This window comes from uncultured Fibrella sp., assembly GCF_964250085.1.
Classification (GTDB): domain Bacteria; phylum Bacteroidota; class Bacteroidia; order Cytophagales; family Spirosomataceae; genus Fibrella.
Window position 1 is genome coordinate 1,268,492 of sequence record NZ_CAXUEC010000001.1, and the last position, 23,656, is coordinate 1,292,147.

Annotated in this window: 16 protein-coding genes; 6 read left to right on the forward strand and 10 right to left on the reverse strand. The window is 53.2% G+C overall.

What is annotated here, in order from left to right:
- Positions 1-10: 10 nt before the first annotated feature.
- A complete protein-coding gene (locus ACFE8Q_RS05090) occupies positions 11-3,037 on the reverse strand; it encodes a SusC/RagA family TonB-linked outer membrane protein (protein WP_375444272.1) in 3,027 nt (1,008 codons plus the stop codon).
- Between the two features lie 209 nt (positions 3,038-3,246).
- Here ACFE8Q_RS05090 and ACFE8Q_RS05095 point away from each other — a divergent pair, with 209 nt between their 5' ends.
- Positions 3,247-6,150 carry a two-component regulator propeller domain-containing protein gene (locus ACFE8Q_RS05095; protein WP_375444273.1) on the forward strand — a complete coding sequence of 968 codons (2,904 nt, stop codon included), beginning with the start codon at positions 3,247-3,249 and terminating at the stop codon, positions 6,148-6,150.
- Between the two features lie 6 nt (positions 6,151-6,156).
- Here the strand turns inward: ACFE8Q_RS05095 and yiaK are convergent, their stop codons facing one another.
- The 3 genes from yiaK to ACFE8Q_RS05110 all read right to left on the reverse strand — a co-directional run bounded on the left by yiaK (position 6,157) and on the right by ACFE8Q_RS05110 (position 9,729).
- On the reverse strand, positions 6,157-7,140 hold the full coding sequence (yiaK, locus tag ACFE8Q_RS05100) for a 3-dehydro-L-gulonate 2-dehydrogenase (RefSeq protein ID WP_375444274.1): 984 nt from the start codon (positions 7,138-7,140) through the stop codon (positions 6,157-6,159).
- A 78-nt stretch (positions 7,141-7,218) separates the two neighbouring features.
- Positions 7,219-9,234, reverse strand: coding sequence for a M1 family aminopeptidase (locus ACFE8Q_RS05105; protein WP_375444275.1), 2,016 nt, complete (start codon positions 9,232-9,234; stop codon positions 7,219-7,221).
- Positions 9,235-9,312: 78 nt separating this feature from the next.
- Entirely contained in the window at positions 9,313-9,729 is a 417-nt protein-coding gene (locus ACFE8Q_RS05110) for a DUF2141 domain-containing protein (RefSeq protein ID WP_375444276.1), read from the reverse strand.
- Positions 9,730-9,792: 63 nt separating this feature from the next.
- On the opposite strand from ACFE8Q_RS05110, the gene recJ reads away from it, so the two are divergent.
- The gene (recJ, locus tag ACFE8Q_RS05115; protein WP_375444277.1) at positions 9,793-11,562 is read left to right on the forward strand and encodes a single-stranded-DNA-specific exonuclease RecJ; all 1,770 of its coding nucleotides are present in this window, start codon (positions 9,793-9,795) and stop codon (positions 11,560-11,562) included.
- Between the two features lie 104 nt (positions 11,563-11,666).
- A complete protein-coding gene (gene lptB / locus ACFE8Q_RS05120) occupies positions 11,667-12,401 on the forward strand; it encodes an LPS export ABC transporter ATP-binding protein (RefSeq protein WP_375444278.1) in 735 nt (244 codons plus the stop codon).
- A gap of 89 nt (positions 12,402-12,490) precedes the next feature.
- Here lptB and ACFE8Q_RS05125 read toward each other — a convergent pair whose 3' ends face one another.
- Together ACFE8Q_RS05125 and recO are read right to left on the reverse strand one after the other, a co-directional pair.
- Positions 12,491-13,270 (reverse strand): hypothetical protein, encoded by a 780-nt coding sequence (locus tag ACFE8Q_RS05125; protein WP_375444279.1) that lies wholly within the window; start codon positions 13,268-13,270, stop codon positions 12,491-12,493.
- Positions 13,271-13,387: 117 nt separating this feature from the next.
- The gene (gene recO, locus ACFE8Q_RS05130) at positions 13,388-14,080 is read right to left on the reverse strand and encodes a DNA repair protein RecO (protein WP_375444280.1); all 693 of its coding nucleotides are present in this window, start codon (positions 14,078-14,080) and stop codon (positions 13,388-13,390) included.
- 118 nt (positions 14,081-14,198) lie between these two features.
- On the opposite strand from recO, the gene ACFE8Q_RS05135 reads away from it, so the two are divergent.
- The gene (locus ACFE8Q_RS05135) at positions 14,199-14,747 is read left to right on the forward strand and encodes a hypothetical protein (RefSeq protein ID WP_375444281.1); all 549 of its coding nucleotides are present in this window, start codon (positions 14,199-14,201) and stop codon (positions 14,745-14,747) included.
- Between the two features lie 75 nt (positions 14,748-14,822).
- Here the strand turns inward: ACFE8Q_RS05135 and ACFE8Q_RS05140 are convergent, their stop codons facing one another.
- On the reverse strand, positions 14,823-15,677 hold the full coding sequence (locus tag ACFE8Q_RS05140; protein WP_375444282.1) for an SdiA-regulated domain-containing protein: 855 nt from the start codon (positions 15,675-15,677) through the stop codon (positions 14,823-14,825).
- Positions 15,678-15,920: 243 nt separating this feature from the next.
- On the opposite strand from ACFE8Q_RS05140, the gene ACFE8Q_RS05145 reads away from it, so the two are divergent.
- A complete protein-coding gene (locus ACFE8Q_RS05145; RefSeq protein WP_375444283.1) occupies positions 15,921-17,300 on the forward strand; it encodes a M20/M25/M40 family metallo-hydrolase in 1,380 nt (459 codons plus the stop codon).
- Positions 17,301-17,474: 174 nt separating this feature from the next.
- On the opposite strand, the gene ACFE8Q_RS05150 is transcribed toward ACFE8Q_RS05145, so the two are convergent.
- The gene (locus ACFE8Q_RS05150; protein ID WP_375444284.1) at positions 17,475-18,488 is read right to left on the reverse strand and encodes a T9SS type A sorting domain-containing protein; all 1,014 of its coding nucleotides are present in this window, start codon (positions 18,486-18,488) and stop codon (positions 17,475-17,477) included.
- A 164-nt stretch (positions 18,489-18,652) separates the two neighbouring features.
- Here ACFE8Q_RS05150 and ACFE8Q_RS05155 point away from each other — a divergent pair, with 164 nt between their 5' ends.
- The gene (locus tag ACFE8Q_RS05155) at positions 18,653-19,867 is read left to right on the forward strand and encodes a carboxypeptidase-like regulatory domain-containing protein (protein ID WP_375444285.1); all 1,215 of its coding nucleotides are present in this window, start codon (positions 18,653-18,655) and stop codon (positions 19,865-19,867) included.
- On the opposite strand, the gene ACFE8Q_RS05160 is transcribed toward ACFE8Q_RS05155, so the two are convergent.
- Both ACFE8Q_RS05160 and ACFE8Q_RS05165 read right to left on the reverse strand, forming a co-directional pair.
- The gene (locus ACFE8Q_RS05160; protein WP_375444286.1) at positions 19,848-21,062 is read right to left on the reverse strand and encodes a sialidase family protein; all 1,215 of its coding nucleotides are present in this window, start codon (positions 21,060-21,062) and stop codon (positions 19,848-19,850) included. The genes ACFE8Q_RS05155 and ACFE8Q_RS05160 overlap by 20 nt on opposite strands.
- Before the next feature lie 123 nt (positions 21,063-21,185).
- Positions 21,186-23,519 (reverse strand): TonB-dependent receptor, encoded by a 2,334-nt coding sequence (locus tag ACFE8Q_RS05165; RefSeq protein WP_375444287.1) that lies wholly within the window; start codon positions 23,517-23,519, stop codon positions 21,186-21,188.
- Between the last annotated feature and the right edge of the window lie 137 nt (positions 23,520-23,656).

Sequence of the window (23,656 nt, forward strand, 5' to 3'; positions counted from 1 at the left end):
TGCGTCGAGATTAAAAGCCAGCGTTCAGGCCAATGGCGAAGGTTTGCGTGGTTGGGTACGCATTGAGTTCAATGCCCTGACTGGTGGGGCTGCCAACCAGTTCTGAGGTGAAGCCGCTGTATTTTTTGATGGTCAGAATGTTTTGCGCTGTCACGAAGACGCGCAGGTTGCTGAGGTGAATTTTGTCGGTCAGCGCCTGTGGTAGCTTGTAGCCCAGCGTGGCGTTGTTGATCCGGGCAAATGAACCCGATTCGATGAAGTACGTCGACGCGGGCAGGTTACCACTGTTGGCACCCGGCTCCGTCTGCGACCCATTTGCCGAGGTCCAGCGGCTGTATGCCATCGTTTTTTCGACGTTGTCGAGCACATTCTGGCGGAAGGCCCGCTTTCCGTTGTAGACCTGATTGCCAACATTTCCGTAGATATCGACGCTGAAATCGAGGCTTTTATACGTCAGGCCAAGGTTCAGGCCAAAGTAGGCTTTGGGTTGGTAAGAGCCCGCGAATACCCGGTCGTTGTCGTCGATTTTACCATCGCCGTTGGTGTCCTGGTATTTAAAGTCGCCGGGTGTTGCCGAGGGTTGAATCACCTGGCCGGTCTGGTTTGTATAGCTGTTTATGTCGGCGTCGTTCTGGAACACGCCCAGCACCTGAAGCACGTAGAAACTGCCGACGGGCTGGCCATTGTCGGTACGGGTGGTATACTGCTGGTTGGCGCCAATGCCGCCGTCAAGAATGGGCTGACCACCGTTCAGACCGATCACGCTGTTGCTGTTCAGGGTCGCGTTGCCGCCAATGCGGTAGGTCAGGTCGCTGTTGATCCGGCCGCGCCAGTTGAGGGTTAGTTCGAGTCCCTGATTGCGAATCGACGCGGCATTGGTTAGCACAACCCCGTCGGCATCACCCGTTACTGAGGGTACTTTCACATTGATGAGCAGGTCGCGGGCTTTCTTGTCGTAATAATTGATTTCACCCGTTAGCCGACCTTTCAGGGCCGAGAACTCGACACCGAAGTCAGTTTCTTCGGTTGTTTCCCACTTCAGGTTCGGGTCTTTGATCTGCGTGATGGCGCTGCCGGGCGTGGCTACACCGCCGCCGAACGGATACGCCAGATTGGGTTGAACGGTGATGGCATACGAGTCAGACGGAATACGGTCATTACCAACCCGTCCCCAACTGGCCCGCAGTTTCAGCAGGTCGAAGATGTGCTGATTCTGCATGAACGACTCATTGGAAATAAGCCAGCCCGCACCCACCGACGGAAAATAACCCCACCGGTTCTGACTCGGAAAGCGCGACGACCCATCAGCCCGGATGGTAGCCGTCAGCAGGTATTTGTCATCGTAATTGTAGTTGAGTCGGCCGAGGTACGAGTTGCGGGTATACTTGTCGCCCGTGCCGTCATTGGTCGATGTATTGGCGTTACCCGTACCGACATACCAGAGATTTTCGGCCGCAGGTACGTCCTTCCTGAATGCGTTGACACTGGCCAGCGTGTATTGTTCGGCGGTTGTTCCGGCCAGTACGGTCAGCGTGTGCTTGTTGAACTGGCGATTGAAGGTCAGTAGGTTATCGAACGTCCAATGGAAAATTTTGGTGTTGCCGACGCTCAAATTGCTGTTCGGGTTCCGCTGATTACCACCGGGGTTGAGAAATGTCGTAGTATCGTTGTTGAACTGGTAGTTATAAACCCGGCTGTTCTGGGTGACCCAGTCGCCGCCCATGTTGGTCCGGTAGGTTAGCCACGATACCGGCTTGATTTCCAGATATGCCGAGCCCAGCAACCGGTTGTCGATGGCCAGGTTGTTGTTCTTCTCAATATCCAGCACGGCGTTGCCTACGTTCTGATACACCGACGTGTTACCGTATTTGCCATTCTCTTTGGCGGCAATGATCGGCGCGGCGCGATAGGCGTTGTTATAGGCCGAATTCAGGTTGGCGATCTGGTTATTGCCGTTGGCGTAGGAAGCCGAAAAGCCAGCCCGCACCACTTTGTTGAACGTGAAATCCTGGTTGGCCCGAACTGAAAAGCGTTTGTAAATATTGTCGATCACGATGCCCTGATCGGTGTAGTAACCCGCACTCAGAAAGTAGGTCGACTTGTCGGTGCCGCCGCTGAGGGAGAGGCCGTGGTTCTGCTGGAAACCGGTACGAAGAATCTGGCTATACCAATCCGTCGATGTGGCGCCAGGGCTGACCAGATTCCCGCTGGCCGTGCTGACGTAGTTGGCGTATTCGGTCGCATTGGCCATCTGTACCAGGTTGGCTGGTAACCGAAAGCCCGCATTGCCCGAATAGCTGACAACCATTTTGCCCGCTGTACCGCGTTTTGTCGTAATAATGACTACGCCATTGGCGCCACGCGCTCCGTAAATTGCCGTTGCCGACGCATCTTTCAACACGTCTACGTTTGTGATGTCGGCGGTATTAATGTTGGAAATATCGTCGGTCAACACGCCATCGACGACAAACAGGGCGGCTGTTCCGGCGAGGGCGGTGCCTGTGCCACGTACCCGGATGACGGGCGAACTACCGGGCTGGCCACTGCTGATGATCTGCACACCGGCGGCTTTGCCCTGAAGTGCCTGCGTGGCGGTCAACACGGGTTGCTTCACCAGTTCGTCGCCTTTGATGGTGACGGTGGCTCCGGTTACGTCGGCCCGTCGCTGGGTGCCGTAGCCAACAACCACTACTTCGTTCAGCGACCGCGAATCGTCGATAAGGGCTACGTCAATCACCGTTCGGCCACCGACCGCAATTTCCTGGCTGGTATAACCGATGCTCGATATTACCAGCGTTGCATTGGTGGGAGCCTGAATGTTGTAAGCTCCGCTGGCGTCGGTATTTGTTCCCAACGTAGTGCCTTTGATCTGGATGGTTACGCCGGGTAAATCAGCGTTGGTCGCTTTTTCGATAACCTTACCCGTGATCCGATTCGTAACAGTCTGCGCATGGGTCGTGGTCACCTGTAGAAGTAACAACAGGAAAACGGTCAGGAAGCAGGCGGCTGCTTGTCGATTAAGTGAAAAGTAAACCATCTATTGTCGAGGTTAAGTGTGGCACGTTCTGTAGGCCTGGGTACGTCGTAGTACGCCCAGGTACGTTATCCTGCATGAGCACTAATTTTCTTATATTTTTTTGGACAAAAGTAGGCGGGTGATTGTTCGCTACCTAAATTAGGGGTACATCATTACCACATCATATCGCCGTTTTTAGGCTGTATTCACTGTTTTTCGACACATCAACCGTGTTTTTACTACTAAATCGCATCTTTTCTCTCATCCACCGGCAACGGGCAGTCAAACAGTTACTGCTCGGGCTTATTTTTATACTAGTTGCCTGCCATGTCGGTGTGAGTCAGGATAGTTATAGCTTTTGCCGACCAGAGATAACACAGTTCTCGCGGCAGGTGTACGGAGCCTACAATCAGACCTGGAACATCAGCCAGCAGCGGGGGAATCGGTTCATGTATTTCGCTAATTCCAAGGGCCTGCTGGAGTTTGATGGGAGTAGCTGGCGGCTCCATGAATTGCCGCAAAAGCAGAAAGTACGGTCGGTGGCTGTTGATGAAACCGGACGAATTTATACCGGTGCTCTCGGCGAGTTTGGCTATTGGCTGCCAGATCAAACGGGAAAACTAACCTACCATTCATTAACCGCCCTGATTCCGGATCCGTCATTTCGGAACGAAGAAGTATGGAATATCCTGGTCACGTCGCAGGGCGTGCTTTTCCAGTCGTTTGCCTATGTGTACCGCTACGCGAATGGTAAAGTGCAAACTTTACATCCGCCCGGAAACGTGCTATTTGTCAAGCAGGTACGTTCCCAACTAGTACTGGAAGTGATCGACAAAGGGCTGTATGAATTGCGGGGCGATACCTTTGTGCTGGTGAAAGGCAGCGAGTTTTTGGGCAAAGAAACCGTGAATACGTTGCTCCCTGCCGGGGACAAAGACATTCTGATTGGTACCGAACGCGCCATTTACCGGTACAACGGACAGCAATTTCTACCCTTCAATTCCCGGATCAATGCCTTTATGCAGCAGAATCGGCTAAACCAGGGACTAAAGATTGGAGGCGACCGGTACGCGTTCGGTACGCTGCTCAACGGCGTACTGGTCACCACGGCCGACGGGCGGGTACTATACCAGTTCAACCAGAAAAATGGCTTGCAAAATAGTACCGTATTATCCATGTGTCAGGATGCGGATGGGAACCTATGGGTGGGGCTGGATCGTGGTATCGATTTGATCAATTTCAATTCGCCGATCCGGTATTTCACCGATCACGACGACAATCTGGGTACCGTTTATGACATTGCCCGACAGGGCAATTACCTGTATCTAGGCACCAATCAGGGGCTCTACTACAAACCACTTGCCGCGCCCGACAGGCCATTTCAACTGATTCCGGAAACGCAGGGTCAGGTTTGGGATCTGACCGTGATGGATGGCCAGCTACTCTGCGGGCATAATCGGGGTACGTTCCGGGTCGATGGTACAAAAGCGCGCCTGATCTGTGCTATTACGGGTGGTTGGGTGTTGCATCGCCTCAGCCGACACCCTGAGCGGCTTATTCAGGGTACGTACACGAAACTTTGCATCTACCAGAAAGACAGGCTGGGGCAATGGGCGTTTTCGCATACCGTCGATGGGTTTTCGGCACCGGTCAGGCAATTGGAAGAAGATAAAACCGGTGCCATCTGGGTCAACAAAGCACCCAATCAGGGGTTGCAGCGGGTACGCCTCTCGGCTGATCTTCATCGAATCGAGGCCAGCAGTGTATACAGTGACCCCGTTTTTCAGCAGTCGATCATAAACCTTTGCCAAATTGGAAATGAGATCATGGCCACGTCAGCTAGAGGAATAAGGCAATATCAGGCGGCTTCAAATCGGTTTGTGTCGGCTAATACACTGTTTCCGCAGGCCGAGCCGATTATTCGGAAGCTATTTCCTGTGTCGGCTACCGAATTGTTCATTCTTCGTCAGGATGGAACACTGTCTTTTGTACGGCCGGGGAGTGATCAATTTGGTAGCGGAGCCACCCGAGAATTGCCCATCCGTACCAATCAATGGGTCGAAGAATCGGAAGCTATTGTGCCGCTCGATACAAATTATGTTGCCCTATGCCGTGAAAACGGGTTTGCATTGCTGCCTCGTGCCGAACTGCCCCGGCTCGCCACCGATTCCGTCAGTGCGCCAATCATCCGGTCCATAGCGGCCCTTGATGATCCGGCTCACACGTTGACGTTCCAGAGCAATCAACAACAGGGGTCGTTGCCAGAGCCTTCTTTCGCCCATCGGCAGGCCGATTTGCTGGTCACCTTCTGCACGCCCTATTATACCCGCCCCATAAAGTACAGCTACTGGCTCGAGAATAGCGCTAGAGCCTGGTCGCCCTACGCAGCAATTCATCAGAAGGAGTTCAGTAACCTGCCGCCGGGCCAATACGTGTTGCATCTCCGGTCGAACCTGAGCCAGTCCGAAACAACCCTGACGTTTGAGATCAGGCCGCCCTGGTATTGGAACACCTGGAGCAAACTGCTGTATTTCCTGTTACTGCTGGCGCTGGTGTGGCTGTTTTATCAACTGCACCTTCGTCGGGTGGCTGTGAAACAGGATCAGGTACGTGAAAAGCTGGAAGAACAGTTGCGCCATCAGGAAGAGGCTAGTCAGCGGGAAATTATTCTCCTGCAAAAGGAGCAACTGGAGCAGGGGTTGATCCAGAAATCCGAAGAACTGGCCAACTCGACCATGTCGCTGATCCAGAAAAATGAACTGCTGATGCAGTTGAAAGATGAGTTGAAACAGGTGAAAAATCAGTTGGGAAGCCGAATGCCAACCGACCACTTTCAACGGATCAACGTGCTGATCGACAATAACATGTCGAGTGAGCAGGACTGGAAACTGTTTGAAGCTAATTTTAATAAAGTGCACGAGCAGTTTCTCAAACACCTGATTGACCGATACCCTGATCTAAGTCAGGGCGATTTGAAACTGGCGGCTTATCTGCGCATGAATTTATCGACCAAGGAGATTGCTCAACTGCTCAACATCACGCACCGGAGTGTTGAATTGAAACGGTATCGGCTTCGGAAAAAGCTGGCCCTCGATGCTGAGATCAACCTGAGTGAGTTTATGATAAAGCAGTAGTCACCGTTACATGGCGAGTAGCTCCTGCCAGTAGCGCTCATTCACGTGAACGCCGGTTTCCAGGCTCTCTTGCCGACGGGCAAGCGTGCTTTCACCGGGATACCGGATGGGGCTGTCTGGCTCGACCAACGCGCTTGATTTGGTATACTCGATCAACTCATTGATGAGTGCTTCGTGCATGATGGGGTTCTTGATGCAGATAAAGCATTGAGATACGCCCGATTCGTTGCCACTGTTGGTGATGGCCGCCACTGATTTGCCGCCCGTTAAGGCCGTCAGCAGGACGTCCAGTATCATAGACAGGCCGGAGCCTTTCCAGAAACCGATCGGCAAGGCCCGCTGGGTTTCGCGGATGGCCTCCGGGTCGGTGGTCAGGTTGCCCTGCTTGTCGTAGCCGCCGGGGAGTGGGAGTTGTTTTTTGTCGGCGGCGTACTGCCCTATTTTTCCATACGAATACTGCGACATGGCCATGTCGACCACAATGTTACCTTCTTGTCGGGGCACCGCGATAACGAACGGATTATTGCCTAATCTTGGTTCTATACCACCCCAGGGCGGTACATTAGCAATGGTATTGGTGAAACAGATGCCGATATAACCCGCGTCGGCCGCTTGCCAGCCGTAGGTGCCGCCGCGCATCCAGTGGTTCGTATTCCTGATGGCCACACAGCCAATGCCGTTATCGTCGGCCAGTTTCATGGCACGGTCCATGCACAGGGTGGCGTTGTACATGCCTGGAGCAAGGTTGCCATCCCACCGTTCTATCGCGCCAAGCAGACCCGTCACAATCGGTTCGGCATCGGGACGAATCAATCCTTCTTTGACAAATTTCACGAAGGTAGGAAACCGGTTCAGGCCGTGTGTTTCCACACCGTCGCGGCTGTTTTCGGCAAAGATTCGGGCGCATAAATCGGCCTTTTCTTTGGTGAACGCAAGCGTGAGTAATACCCGCTCAAATTCCGCTTGAAGTTGGTCGAATGGGATTCGCATGGGAGTAGTGCCGACGCTCCAGCTTCGGTAGTCAAGGCTAGTTTTATTTTACCGAAGCTGGAGCGTCGGCACTACTACTTACTTTACCAGTACAGCCGCACTTTTTACGCCATCAGCAGTTTGCAGGCGCAGAACGTACCTGCCCGCCGGGAGTGATTTCAGCGACAGCGAACGTACCTGTTTACCCGCAGGTACGTTGCTGTCAGCTTGCGTCGACACCGGTTGACCAAGCAGGTTGACGAGCGAAACAGTCAGCGGACCGGCGGTTTGGGTGGTAAATTCAGCCGTAAGCAGATCGTTTCCGGGATTCGGAAAAACGCGCAACTGACTAGCCTCTTCTGTAGCCAGCACAATCGGTTCAACCTGGGTTGTTATTTGGGTAATGGTGGCGCCGCGCAGAATCCAGGTATTGGGGTCGATCACGACGTTGGTCACGGTACCCCGCCCTGTGACGGTAAACGACTGAACCGACTGGTCGTTGAACACCGTTACGGTGCTGTCGCCCGCTAACGATTGAACCGTAATCTGCACCGGCATGGTGAAGGAAGCCGGATTTGTGCTGGTTTGTGTTTGCCGAAGCTGCACCACGGCCCGATTGGTGTTGGCAACAGGCGCTACCGAGTAGCTGTAGGTCGGGTAGCTTTCCCCGTAGAACCACTCACGGAAGAAATAACCCAGGCTTTTGCCTGAAGCAGTTTCCATGACTTTTTGGAAATCTTCCGTTACGGCCGTACTGTAAGCAACCGGCGAACTGGCGTAGGATCTCATGCCTTTAAAAAAGGTGCTGTCGCCCAATACGCCGCGCAGCATGTGCAACACGACGGCCCCTTTTGCGTAGGTACGGTTGCTACTGAAGATCTGGTTGATGTCGGTTACGTTCTGCACATACAACGTACCTGAAGCTAGTCTGGCCTGCGAAATGAAAGTATTCATATAGCTTTTATAAGTGCTCAGACCGCCAATCGACTCCTGATAAATGGCTTCACCGTACGAGGCAAATCCTTCGTTGAGCCAGATATTCTGCCAGTTGCGGCAGGTGATTTTGTCGCCGAACCACTGGTGCATCAACTCATGCGAGATCGTAGTGCGGGTCATGGCACTTTTAATGATCGACGTGGCCGTTTGGTGTTCCATGCCGCCACCCCAGCGGAACTGGGCGTGCCCGTACTTTTCGCGAATGAATGGGTACGTTCCAAACAGGTCGGAAAACACCTTGATCATGTTGTTTGTCTCCGTCAGCGCGGTTTTTACGCTGGCCAGATCTTCCGGAAAAACGTAGTGCGTCACGGGCATGGTTTTGCCCTGATAGGTGAACGGGTTATCGTAGAGCGTGTAGTTCGAGCAGGCAATCGAGATCAGGTACTGCGCAATGGGGTAGCTGTTTTTCCAGCGATACGTTTTCGTGCCGTCGGTATTGGTGGTTACGCCTTGCAACAATCCGTTGGAAACTGACACGAAGAACGGAGCCGCCGTTACGCTCACGTCCGACGAATCGGCTTTGTCGGCGGGGGTATCTTTGCAGGGAAACCAGTCGGAGGCACCGTATGGCTCGCTGAGGGTATAAATCAGCGGATCGGTGGTGGTTTCGTGGGTACTGAACACAAACGCCTGATCGGTCAACCCGGCGTTGGGGGTAACAGGCAGGCCCTGATAATACACCGTAACGCGGCCGGTTTGGCCTCTGGTGATTGCCTGCGGCAGCGTGATGGTGAGCCGGTTGCTCTGGTGCGTGTACGTCAGCTTTTGTACGCCCGCTTTCACCGAATCGACCTTCATATTGATGTTGAAATCCAGATAAAACTGCGACAGCGTGGGTACGTTGGCCTTCATGGCCACGGTTGCCGCCCCACGCAGGTAGTTGGGCGAGGTGGTTATCCGCAGATCCAGCCCGTAATACGTAATGTCGACGGTCGAATCGCCAATCGCCTGAACGGTAGGAGCCAGTTGACGTCCCGACGCTTGCCCGGTCTGAAAGAGTTTGCCAAAGTAACGGACCTTCCCTTCCGCACAGACGTCTGCTCCCGTCTGCTCGGTTTGGGCGTGGGCAGTTGTCAGCAACAGCCAGCTTGTAATCAGAAAGAAGATGTGTTTCATAAATCTGTAGCACCGAAGCTCCAGCTTCGGTAGTCAGAACGGCACAATCACTACCGAAGCTGGAGCTTCGGCGCTACTTTATTCAATACGTACGCTGACGGTTTTTGGATCGTGACCGACCTGCACGCGACAATCGGCGAATTTAGGTGCCGAGAAGCGCGGGCGAACGTTATTACTGAATCCGTAAGGCTCTTTGGGTATAAAAAAACGCATGTCGATTTTTCCGTTGCTGTTTACATCGTGGAAAATAGCGAGTGCATAATCTCCGGGATCGACTTCAAATACGGCCTGGACAACGCCTTTGGTGGCCGTAACATGTTTCGATTCGGCTGGCCTGCACTTATCTGGAAACCCGTCGCAGGGCTTAAACAGGCCAATCTGCACCGTGCCAGTTGCCGCACGAACATTATGTACTTCTACAGTAAACAGTGTTTTGCGAGCCGGGGGCGGGGTAGGGGTCGTTAGCAGGTTAAGCAGCGACAGGAAAATGAGCATGAGCGAAACTGTTTTCTTTGAAACGAAATTAACTTGCGTACTGATGCTTTGCTAACCGACCGTATGATTGTTCGTTCATCTCCTGCTGCCAAACGCTGGCTATACAAGCCGTTTCCCGATTCGCCGTCTCAAAAATCGGCCGTCGAATCGTTGGTACAGACGCTGAACATCAGTCCATTTCTGGCTACACTGCTGGTACAGCGCGGGGTGACAACCTTTGAGGAAGCCCGTACCTTTTTCCGGCCTGAACTAGGCCATCTGCACGATCCCTTCCTGATGAAGGACATGGACCGGGCCGTTGACAGGATAACCCTGGCGATGGAAAAAGGTGAAAAAATTTTGGTATACGGTGATTACGACGTAGACGGGACCACCTCGGTTGCGCTCATGTTCGGATTTCTGCGCACTCTCTACGACCGGCTCGATCACTACATTCCAGACCGCTACAAAGAGGGATACGGTATTTCGCAGGCGGGTGTTGCCTATGCGGCCGAAAACGGTTTCTCGCTGATCATCGCCCTCGACTGCGGCATAAAGTCGATCGAGCGCGTGGAGGAAGCTACGGCGATGGGCGTCGATTTTATCATCTGCGATCACCACCGTCCGGGCGACCAGATTCCTGCCGCCGTGGCCGTGCTGGACCCCAAACGCGACGATTGTACGTACCCATATGATGAACTGACGGGTTGTGGCGTAGGCTTCAAACTACTGCAGGCCCTGTGTATGGTACGGGGAATGCCGGCCAGTACGCTGTGGCCGTACCTCGATCTGGTGGCGGTGAGTATTTCCTGCGACATTGTTCCGGTGACGGGCGAAAACCGCGCACTAGCCTACTACGGGCTGAAACAACTGAATTCGTCGCCCCGGACCGGCCTTTGTGCGTTGCTCCGTATTGCGGGTTTTGTGGCCGAAAACGAAACCTGCCCGCCCCCTGCCAAACACCTGGATGTAACCAACGTCGTGTTTGGTCTTGGCCCACGGATCAACGCCGCCGGGCGTATCAAGCATGCCCGCGCGGCGGTGGACCTGCTGCTGGCTACGCACCACGACGAAGCCGAAGACTTTGCCTATGGCCTGAACCGCCATAATGCCGACCGCCAGCAGTTCGACAAGAGCATGACCGAGCAGGCACTGGCGATGATCGAAGCCGACGAATGGTTAAAAAACGCTAAATCGACGGTTCTCTACGACGCATCGTGGAATAAAGGCGTTATCGGTATAGTGGCCTCGCGCTGCATCGAACGGTTTTACCGACCAACGATTATTCTGACCCAATCGAACGATAAAGCGGCGGGGTCGGCCCGCTCGGTGGCGGGTTTCGATGTGTATGAGGCTATTGAAGCGTGTTCCGATTTGCTGGAGCAGTTTGGTGGCCACACCTTCGCCGCCGGGCTGACGTTGCCCGTCGAAAACATCAAGGCATTTCGGGAACGGTTCGAGCAGGTAGTATCTGACCGGATTCTGGCCGACGATCTGGTTCCGAAGGTTGACATCGATATTCCGCTGGACTTTACTGAGATCGACGCCAAATTTTACCGGATCATGAAGCAGATGTCGCCGTTTGGTCCTCGAAACCTGGCTCCGGTTTTCTGCACAGAGGACGTGGTGCTGGTGGGTGAACCGATTATTATGAAAGAGAAGCATTTGAAATTCACCTGTAAGCAGCTTGGGTCGGGCCGAAGTTTTGTCGCTATCGGCTTTGGCATGGCAGAATGGGCGAGTCATCTACAGCAAAATGAACCGTTCTCAATCTGTTATTCCGTAGAAATGAACCACTTCCGCGACCAGTCAACCATTCAGCTCAACCTGAAAGACATTCGGTTGCCGGAGTAATTTTTTTGACAGGATTTACAGGATGGACAGGATTTTTCTCCCTAGAAGAGGTAAGCAAATCCTGTTCATCCTGTAAATCCTGTCAAAAAGATCAACCCACATATATGATTCTTAGAACCGAACATTTGGTAAAGAAATACGGCAGCCGCTTCGTTAATAGCGACGTGTCGTATCAGGTTGCGCAGGGCGAGATTGTTGGGTTGCTGGGCCCAAATGGCGCGGGTAAAACCACGTCGTTTTACATGGCGGTGGGGCTGGTGAAACCCAACAGCGGTAAAGTCTATATCGACGATCTGGACATTACCAACCTGCCCATGTACAAGCGGGCACGCCTGGGGCTGGGTTATCTGGCGCAGGAAGCGTCTATTTTTCGCGACCTGACGGTGGAGGAAAATATTCTGGCGGTGCTGGAAATGACCAACAAACCCAAAGCCGAACAGCGGCAGCGAACCGAAGACCTGATTGAGGAGTTCAACCTCGGCCATGTGCGCAAAAATCCGGGTAAGGTGCTGTCGGGTGGTGAGCGGCGGCGCACCGAAATTGCCCGTGCGCTGGCTGTTGATCCGAAGTTTATTCTGCTCGACGAACCCTTTGCGGGCGTTGACCCGATTGCCGTCGAAGACATTCAGAGCATTGTGGCCACACTGAAACACCGCAACATCGGGATCCTGATCACCGACCATAACGTGAACGAAACCCTGTCGATCACCGACCGGGCCTATCTGCTGTTTGAAGGCAAAATCCTGAAACAAGGCACCGCCGAAGAACTTGCCAGCGACGAACAGGTACGTCGCCTGTATCTCGGTCAGAACTTCGAGCTAAAACGGAAGTTTGTGTAGCGGCTGGGTACGTTGTCCGTAAAAGTCGTTTAGTTTATTCTCCAACCCCCTGAAGGGGGTTGGAGAATAAACTAAACGACTCGATTATCTTAAAACGTTAATACCGCGCCGACGCCGTTCTGGCCGGGCGTAAAACGGAGGGTCGTTGGCTGGCGGTTGTTGTAGCGATCGGCCGCCCGGCGAAACTGAACCGACGCGCGGTGATCGAGCCAAAGCGAGGCCACGCCCAGTAAAAGGCCACTGCCCACCAGCGCAGCTCCTGCTCTACGCCCGTCGTGCCGGTTGTCGAAGGATGGCCCGCCTGAGTTGGTGAAACCTGGGCCTCGCCCGCCACGTCCGTCGCGTCCGATAGACAGGCCTATTCCTGTTCCAATCAAGGCCCCCGCCGATACGGCTGTAACCACCGACCAGGTACGTAGTGAGCGACCCCGGTCAAGCGCATTTAAAGCATCAGGCTGGCTGTAGAATAATGAACTGGCCTGAGGCAAGCCAATTTGCTGACCATTGTTTCCGACGTAATAACGGCTAAATAAGCCACGGTGATACCGAAGTCCATCCAACCCCTGCATTGGGGCAGCAGGGCCACCTATTTCTATGGGCGTGGGTCGTGCTGGTCGGTTACGCATCATAGGCCGGTCATTGCCGAAGGTATCTTTAGTTCCATTGGCGTATTTGATCAACAATACATCACGCAGGGTAGCGGTATAAATCGGGCCGTCGGGGTTGGCCGCCTTTCGGTATTTAAGGTCCGTCTGAGTTACTTCAAGCACTTTTGCAGGAACCTCCTCCCCATTTCTTAGAATGATATTGTCCTGGGCATAGGTGAGCGTGGCCGTTAGCAGCGAGACCATCAGGATGAATAAGCGCATATGAATGAATGGTTTGCCGAGCGGGATATCGCTCTTATGTCCCCATACGCGTGTAGTGCGGCAAATCGTTGCTGTGGCCGACTTATTTGTTTGTTAAATAGCGTTAATACTGCTTCCTCAACCCATCACTTCCCGCAGAACCGGTAATGATTTTACCTCGCCGAGGTTATCGAAGTGGATACGGTAGTAGGACACCAGTGCGTCGAGGAGGTCGGCGCGTTGGGTACGTGTCAGGCGGACGGGCGTATGTATGGGCTGGCTCATGAGCGTGGTAAGTGCCTCGTTCATGGCGTCGTCGGCCATGTAGGGAACCGACCGTTCGCGGAGTTGATTCTCAAATTCCTGTGCACTTTCCGGCCCGAATCCCAGGTACGTTGCCAGTTGCAGCAGGAACGCGATATGCAGGTTTTCGTACTGCTCGGTGGCTTCTTCCAGATACACGATGGACGTGAGCAGAAACCGAAAAAGATGCGGATTGCCGGCTTCTTCCTTCAACGTTTTGCTCAGTATCTCGGTCATAAACAAGGCCATACTCGACTTGGCGACCTCAAACGGAATATGCTGAAACGGATACGGCGTTTTTACTTCCGATATCCGGTGCAGGTCGCGATCGTCGCGGTAATACACCACCATATCGAGTAGGGTCAACGGTTGAAACAAGGCGATTTTGTTCGTCTTGCTTTTGGCCGACCGCACCCCGTTGATGATGTAGCTTTGCAGCCCAAAATCTTCGGTATATACGCGGGCAATGATCGACGATTCGCGGTAGCGGATGTAGCTAAGGGTGATTCCCCGGGTTTTATGCAGCATGAATAAAGGAGCAGATACGCCTGTTGCTATAACAAGGGTAGCGCGAAAAAAGTACCGGATAACAAACACACCCGTTAGTGCGTTGAGAAACAGTTACACCACTAGTTCGCCCACAACCTTGATCCTACGTTTTACTTTTGGCGTGTTGCTGGCGCTTCTCTCAGAAGCCGGTTACGCGCAGCGCGACACGTCGTTTTACCGACAAATTCCCGTTCCGGCTCATCTGCGCCCCATCGAACGTGCCATTGGTTCGTCGGCACTGGGCAGCGTGTATTTCTACGGCGAGAAGAAACTGAATTCGCCTTACTCGCTCGAAGTGCCCTTTTTTGAGCTTAATGACCCGCAGGTGAATCAGCATTTTCGAAATTTCCGCACCTGGAACACAATAAGCCGACTTACGGCGCTGGTGCCACTGGTCTATTTCTTCACCCGGACGCGCTCAGTAGGCTTTAATTCCGGCGAGTACTGGACAGTCTATGGCGGCAGTGTAGCCCTTGCTCTGGGAACCGTTATTGTTGCCAACACACAGGTAAACAAAGCCGTTGGCCGGTACAACACCATGCTCAGACAAGTGCCAACGGGCATCATTCGCGTTGGTGCTGTGTATACGCCTACTTCCCTGGGTACGTCTGTCGTAGGCGTTGGAGGCGCGTTGGTGATCAGGTAATAGGGGTCAAGTGGCATTGCTAATCAACCACCTGCTTACTTAGCAACGCTACTTGAAACTTGACACGTCAACCCTTTATTTCTCTTTGAACTCCAGGATAATTCCTTTTTTACCGTCGCCTTCGCTGGCGATGTAGAGTGTGCCGTCGGGGGCAAAGCAGATGCCTTCGGGCTGGCGCAACTCCTTATCGTTGAGTGGAACGAGTGATTTTACCTTTCCATTGGGCGCTAAAATGGCTAGCCGGTGGGCCGCGCTGGAGAGTACGTAGTAGTCGCGCGTTTTGGGATGAACGGCGATTCCCGACGGTTTAAACTCGCTCATCGACCCATCGAACGCTTGTAAATCAGCCTGTTTGAGCACGATACCCTGAAACAGGGTCTTATTCTTGAGGCTGTAGTAATAAATGATTTTATCGGTCCCTTTGCCATCTTTGGTGGCCAACAGAAGGGCGTCTAACTGCGAATCGTAGCTCAGGCCTTCCATGTCGTTTTTGCCAGGGAGGTCAATCTTGATATGGCGAGTTTGGGGACTACCGCCAATTATCTTAACGCCGTCGGTGGGTTCCATCTCGTAGAGTTCGCCATCGCTCCGCAGCATATAGAGCTTTTTGCCCACGTATTCGACGCCTTCATAATCCCCATTCTTGCCAAACACATGCTCATCAACGATGTCTTTCCGGCCGAGGTCATAGATGAATACTACGCCCAGCTCATCCTGGATGCAGGCTAATCGGCCGGGTTTGTAATAGCTCAGGCCCGATACTTCACGCAGGTCGCCGGGTAATTTATGGCGTTCGGTAGGGTTGGCCAGGTCGTAGGGGACAGGTATGTTGACTGCCGACTTGTCTGTGCTATCTGCCTGCTTTTTTTTGTCGGGCTGGCAGGCGAAAAAGCTCGTGAGCAGAAAAATAGAAACTAGAATAGGACGCACGGTTAGGCTGGATTTAGGGTGGGAACTGTGTTTTACCCACTTGGTAAGCGGCTGTCAATGTACAGTGAACTAAGGGAAGAACATCCAGTCAACTTGTTTTTAACGGGCTAATTCTACACAGAGGTGTTTTTTCGCTATTGGAACGCGGTTACTTAGATTGTGCCGTTTCGTGCTTCGATTGCCGCAGGCTCACTGGTTTGCGCTTTTTTATTGTAGTTTCGTCTGCTAAATCAACAACCTGTCATGTCATTGAGAACATCATCTTTACTACTTTTTTTGGGGCTGCTCACGTCCCCAATTTTCGCTCAAACCATCATGCAGCGCGATCCGGTTATTGCCGATCTGGTTGGGCAACTGTCGGCCGATAGTCTCCGGGCGCATGTCGACGGGCTGGTGCGATTCGGAACGCGCCATACGCTCTCGACAACTACGGACCCCAAAAAAGGGATTGGAGCCGCCCGCCAGTGGATTCTGGGAAAGTTCCAGCAGTACGCCAAACAGTCGGGTGGCCGGATGACAACCGGACTTGATTCCTGGACCCTCGCCGCTGATGGTCGGCGCATCGACAAGGCGTCGGAAATTGGTAATGTGATGGCGACGTTGAAAGGGACCGAACCAACTGACGACCGCGTCTTTATTGTGCAGGGCCATATGGATAGCCGCGTCACCAACGTGATGAACCGCGAAAGCGACGCCCCCGGTGCCAACGACGACGGATCAGGAACGGCGGCGGTGATCGAACTATGCCGGGTGCTGAGCAAATCCCAGTTTCCGGCTACGATCATTTTTGTGACTCTAACGGGTGAAGAACAGGGCCTGCTTGGTGCCGAGCACCTCAGCGAACGGGCTGTTCAGGAAAAATGGAATCTGGAAGCCGTGCTGAACAACGACATTATGGGCAGCAACCACTCCAACGAAACGCGCATTATCGACAACACGCGGTTGCGGGTATTCAGCGAAGGGTTGCCTGCTTATCAACTTAGTGACCGCGCTTCGAACATCAGGCAGTTTGGCTCTGAAAACGATGGAAAAGCCCGTACGCTGGCCAGGTACGTTAAAGAACTCGGCGAACGCTACGTGGATAACCTGGAAATCGTGACCGTTTACCGTAATGACCGATACCTGCGCGGCGGCGATCATACGCCCTACGTACAACGCGGTTTTGCGGCCGTCCGCCTGACGGAGATGAACGAAAATTATGATCATCAACACCAGGACCTGCGTGTTGAAGGCAAGGGCAATGCCGCTGTCGAGTACGGCGACTATGCTAAATTCATGGATTTCGATTACCTGAAGAAAAACACGGCGGTGAATCTGGCCACGCTGGCGAACCTGGCAAAAGCACCGTCTACGCCCCAGCAGGTCACTATCGAGGTACGTAACCTCACCAATTCAACGGCTTTGTACTGGCAGGCTCCTAAAACCGACGGCAGCCGTAAAGCGAAGGGCTATTATGTGCTGATGCGCGAAACGCACATGCCTTACTGGCAGAAAAAATTCTTCACAACCAAGCTCGGAATGACGCTGCCGTACTCGAAAGACAACTACTTCTACGCCGTTCAGGCCGTTTCTGAAGACGGTAACGAAAGCCTGCCCATCCTGCCAGCTCCCAATCTTCGGTAGCAGAAACGTCAGTAGGCTACGCTGTCATTGATTGTCATTTGTAGTCATTAGTTGTCATTGGTAGTCATTGGTTGTCATTGATTGTCATTAGTAGTTTTACAACAAATGACTACCAATGACAATCAATGACTACTAATGACAACCAATGACGGCGTGGCCTACTGACGTTACCAATCAATGCTGAACCAGGATGCGTTGCGAATGGGTGCTTGTTTCGTCGGTGGTGCGGACGATGTACATCCCGCTCCGCAGGGCCGACAGGTCGAGGGTGGTGGCAGCCTGGAGTGAATAATGTTGTTGCAATACGCCTTTCAGATCATAGATACTGAGTTGAACATCGCTGTCGATGCCGGTTACGAGCAGGTAGCGGTCGGTGATGGTTGGCTGGATTGTGATCGTGGGATTCACATCAATCGTTACGCTTTGCGGACGAAACGCGGTGGTTTTGCCGTCGCTGTCAACCTGCTTAAGCCGGTAGTAGCTCGTGCCGCGTAACGGGCTCTGATCATGGGCCGTGTAGGTACGTTGCTCAGTGGTGGTGCCGCTTCCCTCAACGGTAGTAACTCGTTGCCAGTTGATTAGGTCACGGCTGCGTTCAACGTCGAAATGGCTGTTGTTCTGTTCCAGAGCGGTAGTCCAGGTCAGGGCAACGGTCGTGTTTTCCTTTTGGGCTTTGAATGATACCAGCGTAACGGGTTGGGCCTCTTTACCTGTCACCGTGAAAACGATCGATTGAGTAGCACCCATGAACACCTCGCCGCCGGGTGTTTTCTGAAGGCTCAGGAAAGCCTCCAGCGTAAAGGTGCCATTGCCGGGTGCTGCCGTGTACAAATCCAGGTCGATTGGGCAGTTGCAACTGTTGCCATTTACGCCCCGATACAGCCAGATATTGTCTGAGCCCGTACGTTCTGAAGGAATCAACTGGGTAAACGTGCCTACGCCGGGTGTGCTGCTTTCCCGAATGCGATAGCTTAAGCGGGCTGTTGACAAGGTAAAGGCATCGCGCGGGCCGAAAAACTCCTCCGAACCGACGTAAAATAGCTGATTCGGCGCGGTTATATCGTAGGAGGTTCCATTGGCCGCTTCATTTAATACCCCGTTGAAGCGAACACTGATTCGTTCATTGAACGAAAATTGAGCCGACGCTATAACTGGCAAGAATAGCAGCAGAATGCAGAGTTTTTTCATAACCAGATGGGTAAGCAATCAGTATATACAGTTGTTGAAAGGCGGGGTGAGCTATTTATCCAGTTATGACCTTTATTCATCAGGTACGTTACAAAAATCTTGATCGAACGGTCAATGAATGGCGTTACTTTACTGGCCACACTCAACTTTTCAGGCAACTGGTTATGTACAATCGCCTACTGATTGGTTTATTGTTGTTTATTCCTTTCTGCCTGAAGGCACAGGAACAGGCTGTTGTTGTGAAAGGCCGCCTGATTGATAAGCAGACGAAAGAGGCGTTACCCTATTCAGCGGTTTACATACCCAGTCGTAAAATGGGGACGGTAGCCAATGGAGAAGGCCGCTTCGCCTTTCACATAAGCCAACCTACCATCGCCGATTCGGTCGTGCTATCGAGTGTGGGCTACGTGTCGGCCCGGTTGCTGCTGGCAAAGCTGCTCAATCAGCGCGATGAGCAGGTCATTGCGTTGCAGCCATCGGTACAACAACTGAACGAACTGGTGGTGCGGCCGGTCGATCCGGTTGAACTGGTGCAGGAGTCGATGCGGCGCGTTGCCCGTAACTACCCGTTGAACCCTTCGTTACTGACGGGCTTTTACCGGGAATGGGTACGCGAAAAAGACTTCATCGTTCTGAGTGAAGGCCAGTTAGAATTGTATAAGACCGGCTATAAAAAACATACCTTCGACGACGCCGTTCGGATAGTAAAAGGTCGCCGTAAGCCATTGCCCGATTACTTTCTGTCGGGAGGTGACACGTGTCATCTGCCCGACATTACGAACGGCCCACACCTGGGCATTATGCTCGACGTGGTGAAGAATCCGGGACTCAGCAACTTTCTGGAAGCGGTAGGCCCCGACCTGTATGAATACACCTATGCAGGACAAACCAGCGTGAACGACCGCAACGCGTATATCATTGAATTCACGCCCAAATACACCCCGGCCATAGCCATAAAAGGCGGTATCAACAATGCCATTTTTACAGGCAAACTGCTGATCGATACCCAGTCGGAGGCGATTGTAAACGCTGATTACACCCTCACTGTGAACGGGTTACGGATTGTAAACCGTAGCCTGGAGGCGCTCAGGCTTCCTATCCGGCTAGATAACCGGCGGTATGTAGTCAGCTACCAGCCTTTAGACGACCGCTATGTGCTGCATCATGCCCAGGTTGAAAACAGCTACACGTACAAGCTGCGCCCAGCACAGCCTATACGGAGCCGAATGGATTTTGTGGTCACACAAACCTCGTTCAATAACGTGCAGCGGCCAAACAAAAAAGACATCATCAAGGCCGATCAGTCGTTCAGCGAGCGGGTGATGACCTTCGACGAGACGTTCTGGGCCAATGACAATATCATTGTGGATGAGCAATAAGCTGGGTGACGATGACGGGTTTTTGATCGCCGTTTTTTTGCTCGAATGCCACCAGTAACCCCTTGGCCGTTGCCAGTGCAACTGGGTACGTTGCACTCACCGTTTGGGAAGTCAGGTACGTTACCGGGGCTGTTGGGGCCGTGCGCAGGGCGATGCGCTGCGTGAATTTTGGCATGGGCTCGTCGGCCGGTTGATTGGGAAGCCGCACCGACTCGTCCCAGAGCCACATCAACTGATTCTGGTAAGCAACCACCTGTGGATGCTTCGCCCGGCTCGACGGTACCGTTGCCGCCAGATCGGCCTGGCCCGCTCTGGCAAGACGTACTCCTTCGCTGCCTTCTTTCCCCGAAAACCAGGTCGTATACAGGTCATTACCCACCTGCGCCACGCTCGATCCGGCATGGGGACAAGCCGCCACGCGCCAGTCGTCAACGTAAATTCGCTGTGGCGTACCAAACGTTTTACCCCCGTCGGTCGATGTTGCCCGGCTCATGTCGCGGGCGGCGGGCGAGCTTTTACCGGTCGGAATCAGGTCACGGTAGGTGAGGTGAATCTGGTTTTTCGAGTCGATAAATACATTCGTCCGGCAGCACTGACAGGCGTTGCTGTCGACAATGATTTCCGGGCTAAAACCGCCTTGTGGTTGCGTCTGCACAAATTTGATGCATCGCCCCTCCTGTCCATTCAGCTTTTCGTCGATCCAGACAAGGCCGACTTCCCCATTGGGCAGGCGGGTTAGATCGCCGAACGAGTGGCTTTTGCCGGGCGTCACATCCCGGTGTACTGGCTTTGGGTCGGTCCATGACTGCCCGTTGTTGGTCGAGGTCATGGTGTAAAGATTCCCCGCATAGGGCGACTCGGTGGTGGGGTGCGCCACCTCAAAGAGAGCGATCAGCGTGCCGTTGCCTTTTATGGCGATTTTTGGCATTCCTTCGGCGTGCGTAGACAGGTCGGCCGGTACGGGAATGCGCATGGCAGCCCCAAACGTTTCGCCGCCATCTGTAGACACGCTAAAGAAAAAGACAGCGGCTTTGTCGCTCGTCTTTTCGGCCCAGCTCAGCACCGGATTACCCCGTTGATCTGTCGTAAATCGTGGCGTGGTGCCAGCGTGGGTCGGGTTCGATAGAATGGTTTCCCGGATCGGTTGATCGAAGAACGTAATCCAAAGGAGCAGAAGTGCTAAAATCGATTTCATAAGTTAACGTGATTTATCGATAATCGTGCCTGTAAGTAGTTGGTAGTTAATGTATTGCTGACGCCTAGTTGAAGGGGCACGCGTCAGCAATGCGGTAAAGAATTATCCACAATTCATGTTAAGTCATTTTCCTGAGAAGCTGTATTGTAAGCCGACCACAAAGGTGCGGGGCGCCGCCGGGGTATAGGTGGTGCGGTCGGTGGCATTGTTGCCACGTGTAGCGTTGGTCGCAAACAGCGCGTTGGTGGCATTCAACACATTGGTGTACAGCTCAATGCCTTTGTACTGGTATCCTAGCCTGACATTGGCAAAATCATAGCCGCCGTAGCTAACTGTGTTGATCTGGTTTTGATACCAGCCCGATACATGTTGCCATTCTACCGCCGTACGGAAATTTTTCAGCCACGACGGATAGTAGCTGATTTCGGTGTTCCAGAGCGTGCGTGGTGCCGACGGCATGTCTTTTCCGTTCACGTTTTGCAACGCATCGGAGGTACGTTGACTAAGGGTGAACTCGACAAACTGATGCACGGCATGGGTGCCCCCGAAGCGGAAAAACAGTTGCTTCGACGGCCGGTAGGTGAGGCCAAGCTCTACGCCCCGGTGCAGGGTTTTTCCCGCCGATTGGTAGTCGGTCGAATTGTCGGGCTGGCGGATGTTGAGCAGTTCGTTGGTGCCATTCATCTGGTACAGAGCCGCATCGACATAGACTTTATTGTTGAGTAGCGAGGCCCAACCGCCGATTTCTACATTGTCGAATTTGGCGGGCTGGAGGTTATAATAAAATAGATCGCCGGAAGCCGTTGGCGTTGTGCGTTTCAGGAAAATAGCCGTTAGTGCCGGGGGCGAAAAACCCCTGGCGTAGTTGGCATACAGGCCCTTGCCGCCGCCCAGATCGTAGGTAGCACCCAACTTCGGCGTCACCTGGCTGTAGTCTTTTCCGCCGGTAGTTTTATCCAGCGCGTTGGTATAATCGAACGCCATTTGGTCGTAGCGCAGGCCCGCCGATAACCGGAGTTTGGTTATGGGTTCGAAGTCATATTGAGCGTAAGCGGCCGTGTTGTGAATATCAGCCTGGTAATTAGCGAGCTGGATATCAGGACGTTCTTTCAAAAGTGTATACTTGACTACCGATTTTTTATCGGCCCTTAAATCCGCTGTCAGGTCAGTCTGGTAAGCGTAATAGGTGTTTGGCGACAGGTCGATGGTAGCCCCGATGGTGAGTTTACTGTGCAGGAAATTCAGGTGCTGCGTGTGCTGGGCAATGGCGCCGTAACTCTTGAAATCGTTGCTGTTTATCTGGCCCGTTGCCGTTGCCGAACCACTGGTCCACCGAATTGAATAGGCTGGGTTTTGGCCCACACTGTTGTTGCGAACAAAGGCAGTGATGAAGGATTGAGAGCCATTGGCCCAGTCATGTTCAAGCGTGAGTCGGCTGCGGAGCGAGAACGTTTTACGATACGTGAAATCGGTGGTGCTCACATACTGCCGGGCGAAAAAGGCCGTGCTGTCGACGCTACCGCTTGTCTGTGAATTGTAATCGTTATACGACAACGTACCTGTGAGCCGGGTTTTGGCCGTAAAGGCGTATTCGAGCCGGGCGAAGTACGATGACTTATCGTAGTCGGAACTGGCCAGCCACGAGTTGCGCTGCCGGGAAACGAGACCCCCGATGTAGATGCCGAATTTTCCCTGCCGGGCACCTGCTCCAAACTGGAGTCGCTGATACCCCCACTGGTCGGCCTGAATACCTACGCGCGCCGTTGGCACAGCCGTTGGGCGCTGGGTGATAAAGTTGACCGCGCCGCCTACCGCTTCCGGCCCATAAATTGACGATACCGGTCCTTTCACTACCTCGATCGAGCTAACCGTGAACTGGTTCATTTCGAGCAGCGCGTTGTGGTTGAATACACCCATTGGCCGAACAGGCACGCCATCTTCGAGGTACAGAAAATACGCATTGGTTGTCATCGGTTGCCGGATCGCCATCATGTGCTGCTCATTGTTGAGGTTAACCATCAGCACGCCCGGCGTTTTATTAATGACTTCATAAATACTCGTTGGCTTGGTTTCTTCGATCAGCCGGGGCGATAGCTTGGAAATGGCAATTGGCGTCTGGGTACGTAGTGCGGCCTCCCGATTGCCCGTGACCACCACCGTTTGCAGGTCTTCGATGGCGGCTTCGAGCGCAATGCGGATGGGCTTGCCGGGAGCTAGCGTGATTGTCTGCTGACGATACCCAACTGCCGAAAGCGTAATGGTAGATACGACGTTAGGGAGCGAAAAATGGCCGTTTGCGTCGGTAGTAGTGCCTGATTTTCCATCGGCCCACGATACCGTCACGCCTGGAAGTGGTTCCTTGGTTTGGGCATCGTATACCTGGCCCGTAAGAGGAGATTGAGCTATAGCGCCCAGGCTGAAAAACAGCCCCAGGAGCATACAAAAGAAGTTAGTCATGAAGATTGTACGGGCCAGTATCGCCCGATTGTGGTAAGCGAGGTGTTGAGAAAGCAGCAGCAGGAAACCTGCGAAGACTCCTTTAGACCCTAGGGGTTTAAGAAGCACAACGGGTCGCCAATTGCCACAAAAAAGAA

Bases quoted from the DNA above. Each gene is read 5' to 3' on its own strand.
- ACFE8Q_RS05125 (WP_375444279.1), bottom strand. From the start codon at position 13,270: ATGCGCTTATTCATCCTGATGGTCTCGCTGCTAACGGCCACGCTCACC.
- ACFE8Q_RS05105 (WP_375444275.1), bottom strand. From the start codon at position 9,234: ATGAAACACATCTTCTTTCTGATTACAAGCTGGCTGTTGCTGACAACT.
- ACFE8Q_RS05150 (WP_375444284.1), bottom strand. From the start codon at position 18,488: ATGAAAAAACTCTGCATTCTGCTGCTATTCTTGCCAGTTATAGCGTCG.
- recJ (WP_375444277.1), top strand. From the start codon at position 9,793: ATGATTGTTCGTTCATCTCCTGCTGCCAAACGCTGGCTATACAAGCCG.
- ACFE8Q_RS05165 (WP_375444287.1), bottom strand. From the start codon at position 23,519: ATGACTAACTTCTTTTGTATGCTCCTGGGGCTGTTTTTCAGCCTGGGC.
- ACFE8Q_RS05145 (WP_375444283.1), top strand. From the start codon at position 15,921: ATGTCATTGAGAACATCATCTTTACTACTTTTTTTGGGGCTGCTCACG.
- recO (WP_375444280.1), bottom strand. From the start codon at position 14,080: ATGCTGCATAAAACCCGGGGAATCACCCTTAGCTACATCCGCTACCGC.
- ACFE8Q_RS05155 (WP_375444285.1), top strand. From the start codon at position 18,653: ATGTACAATCGCCTACTGATTGGTTTATTGTTGTTTATTCCTTTCTGC.
- yiaK (WP_375444274.1), bottom strand. From the start codon at position 7,140: ATGCGAATCCCATTCGACCAACTTCAAGCGGAATTTGAGCGGGTATTA.
- ACFE8Q_RS05090 (WP_375444272.1), bottom strand. From the start codon at position 3,037: ATGGTTTACTTTTCACTTAATCGACAAGCAGCCGCCTGCTTCCTGACC.
- ACFE8Q_RS05160 (WP_375444286.1), bottom strand. From the start codon at position 21,062: ATGAAATCGATTTTAGCACTTCTGCTCCTTTGGATTACGTTCTTCGAT.
- ACFE8Q_RS05110 (WP_375444276.1), bottom strand. From the start codon at position 9,729: ATGCTCATTTTCCTGTCGCTGCTTAACCTGCTAACGACCCCTACCCCG.
- lptB (WP_375444278.1), top strand. From the start codon at position 11,667: ATGATTCTTAGAACCGAACATTTGGTAAAGAAATACGGCAGCCGCTTC.